The sequence below is a fragment of the Pedobacter sp. UBA5917 genome (genome assembly GCF_002432345.1).
Taxonomy (GTDB): domain Bacteria; phylum Bacteroidota; class Bacteroidia; order Sphingobacteriales; family Sphingobacteriaceae; genus Pedobacter.
In genome coordinates this window covers 1-3,047 of the sequence record NZ_DJDT01000361.1, presented here as the reverse complement: position 1 = coordinate 3,047, position 3,047 = coordinate 1, and the positions used below count along the sequence as shown (strand labels likewise).

General features: G+C 38.8%; 3 protein-coding genes. 2 read left to right on the top strand and 1 reads right to left on the bottom strand.

Going from position 1 to position 3,047, the window contains the following annotated elements; all coding sequences use genetic code 11:
- Window positions 1-29: 29 nt before the first annotated feature.
- A complete protein-coding gene (locus B2V92_RS25160; RefSeq protein ID WP_293313295.1) occupies window positions 30-875 on the bottom strand; it encodes a CvfB family protein in 846 nt (281 codons plus the stop codon).
- 300 nt (window positions 876-1,175) lie between these two features.
- Here B2V92_RS25160 and B2V92_RS25155 point away from each other — a divergent pair, with 300 nt between their 5' ends.
- Window positions 1,176-1,778, top strand: a complete 603-nt coding sequence (locus B2V92_RS25155) for an LURP-one-related/scramblase family protein (RefSeq protein WP_293313293.1) — start codon at window positions 1,176-1,178, stop codon at window positions 1,776-1,778.
- Between the two features lie 160 nt (window positions 1,779-1,938).
- Window positions 1,939-3,047, top strand: a 1,109-nt coding sequence (locus B2V92_RS25150; RefSeq protein ID WP_293313291.1) for an ABC transporter transmembrane domain-containing protein, incomplete at its 3' end; no start/stop codon positions are given.

Here is a 3,047-nt window from a genome sequence, read left to right as displayed (position 1 = left end):
AAGCCTTCTCGCAATGACGATTTTAATTATTACTCTGCATCCTCATCGGTAAGCAACCTGATCGAATCGTCTGAAAGTACGATCATCCGCTCTTTATAAAGCGATCCGATTGTTTTTTTGAATGCACTTTTGCTGATCTGGAAACGGTGATAAATATCCTCTGGAGAACTTTTATCGCCAAGTTCAATCACGCCACCACTCTTTTTCAATTCTTTTAACATCATCTCTTTCGAATCGAGGATATGTCCGTAGCCACTAGGCTGCAGGGTTAAATCGATTTTACCTTCCACACGGATTTTCTTGATCCAGCCTTTACGCATTTCGCCAGGTTGCACGTTATCGAAAACCTCGTTATTGTAAAGCAAACCAATATAAGTATTGTTAATAATGGCATTGTAACCAAGGTCTGTTTCTTCAGTAATCAATAAACTTACTTCATCGCCTTCTTCAAAGTCGAAGCCATCTTCCTCTACAAAATCGTATAGCTTAGATGATGCCAGTAATCTGTCGTTATTTTCATCCAGATACAGGTACACCACATATTTATAGCCTTTTTGCATCGGCCTTTTCTGCTCGCGGGCAGGCACGTAAACGTCTTTATCGATGCCAAGATCCATAAAAACACCATCTTCACCATCAGAAACCACTTTCAAAAAAGCAAAATCGCCAACTTCGGCATAGGCTTTTTGTGTGGTGCCGGTTAAGCGGCCATCTTTCTGTATAAAAACAAAAACACTGATGTTATCGCCAATTTCGGCGCCTTTTGGTACGTACTGGTAAGGGAGGATTACTGTTTTATCGCCGTCGGTTAAATTTAATCCAGCTTCTGTTTTGCTTAAAATCCTTAACTCGTTGTATTTTCCTATTTCAATCATTTTATTGGGGTTTAACCATTTTCTTCAATGGCTTTTCGTTTGCAAAGGTAGCAATGTTTATTGGTTACATAGGTTAACTGTTTAAATTGATTAATCGGTTAATCGAGTAACATCTCGTTCATTGCAAACTTTCAATTGTAAACTGAAAACTGGAAATTGGTTCACTGGTCATTAGTTCATTAGTCTGACATATTGCTGAAATAGCTCCGTGTTAATCCGTGCATCCGTGGCTACTCTTTTACAATCGCCAATGAAAAAAAATATATATTTTAGCGGCTTATCTAAAAATATATCTTAATTATGAACAAGCAGATCCCTCCATTTTTTTTAAGCGACGAGTATTTTATTGACGAGAAAGTAAATTTTTTAAAGTTTGCAAATGAGTACAAGGTATACAATGACCAGGGTGCACAGATCGGGATTATTAAACAGCGTATTTCGGGTTGGCAAAAGGCTTTAACATTATTGATCGATAAGCGTATGATGCCCTTTAAACTGGAAATTACCGATACAAACGATCAGTTACAGGCTACCATTACGAGAGGCTGGACATTCTGGATGTCGAAAATTACTGTTACCGACCCGCTTGGTGCCGAAGTAGGTATTATTAAGCAGAAATTCAAGTTCTTTAAACCAACATTTACGATTTCTAGTCCGGCCACGGGAGAAGAAATTGCAAAAATATCTGGCGATTGGAAAGCATGGAATTTTAGCATCACCAATAATGCAGGCACAGAAATGGGCAAAATCAGCAAAAAATGGGCTGGCGCAATGAAAGAAATTTTCACTACTGCCGATAAATACAATGTTTCTATCGATCCAAATTATGCCGAAAGCAATCAAAAAGTTGCAATTGTGGCCACTGCGATTACCATTGATATGGTTTTGAAAGAAAGTAAGTAGACTAAATGAAAGAATGAGAGAATGATTGAATGGGGGAATGATTGATTTATTGAATGATGAACTCCTTCAAATAAATTACATTCTCTCATTCAAAATTCAACCATTTAATCATTTCTTTGGACTAAATTTGGGATCTACAATTTAAGGTATCTTCATTGATATGAAAAAAACCAAAGAAGCCAAAAAGCCAGGTATTTTCAGTTTACTTGGAAATTATCGCGGCTTAATTTTCTTGCTCATCCTGTTTGCCCTGCTCAGTAATGGCATTAACCTGCTCTTACCAAAAATTATTGCCAGTGGTATCGATTCTTATACCAATAAAACCTTCGATCTAAAACATATTATGTTCCAGTTTTCGCTGGCCATTGTACTGGTTTTTATCTTTACCTACCTGCAGAGCATTGTGCAAACCTATGCTTCGGAGCGTGTGGCAAAAGATTTAAGAACGAAACTTTCTGATCAGATTTCGAGACAGAGCCATGCTTATATCATTAAGGCAAACCCCTCCAAACTGCTCACCAACCTTACTGCCGATGCCGATTCGATTAAAATGTTTGTTTCGCAGGCCATTGTTTCGCTTGCTTCGTCGATCTTTTTGATTGTTGGTGCCAGTATTCTGCTTTTGATGATCAACTGGAAACTGGCGTTATGTGTAATAGCCATCGTACCCATTATCGGAGGAGCATTTTTTTATGTGCTGAGCAAAGTAAGGGTGCTTTTTAAAAAGAGCAGGGAAGTAATCGATTGGCTGAACAAAGTAATCAGCGAAAGTATTATGGGCTCGGCCCTGATCCGTGTAATCAATTCGCAGATGCTCGAGTACAATAAGTTTCTGGATGCCAATGCGAAAGCAAAAGATTTGGGATTGTCCATCCTCCGGATGTTTGCATCACTTATTCCGGTTATTGTTTTCACAGCCAATTTAGCTGGCCTTTGTATTTTGGTTCTGGGCGGTCACTTTGTAATCACCAATTCGATGACATTGGGAGAATTTACCGCTTTTAACAGCTACCTGGCACTGATTATTTTTCCGATTTTGGTGATCGGTTTTATGAGTAATGTGATCGCACAGGCCACAGCATCTTACCAAAGAATTGAAAGTGTGCTGAATGCTGCGGAAATCAACCATCCGGGAACTTTAACCACATCATTAAAAGGCGATGTAGAAGCGAAAGACCTTAATTTAAGTTTCGGGCAAAAGCCAATTTTAAAATCGGTTTCTTTCACAGCCAAAGCTGGCTCTAAAACAGCCATTATCGGCCCAACGGC

Bases quoted from the DNA above. Each gene is read 5' to 3' on its own strand.
- B2V92_RS25160 (WP_293313295.1), bottom strand. From the start codon at position 875: ATGATTGAAATAGGAAAATACAACGAGTTAAGGATTTTAAGCAAAACA.
- B2V92_RS25155 (WP_293313293.1), top strand. From the start codon at position 1,176: ATGAACAAGCAGATCCCTCCATTTTTTTTAAGCGACGAGTATTTTATT.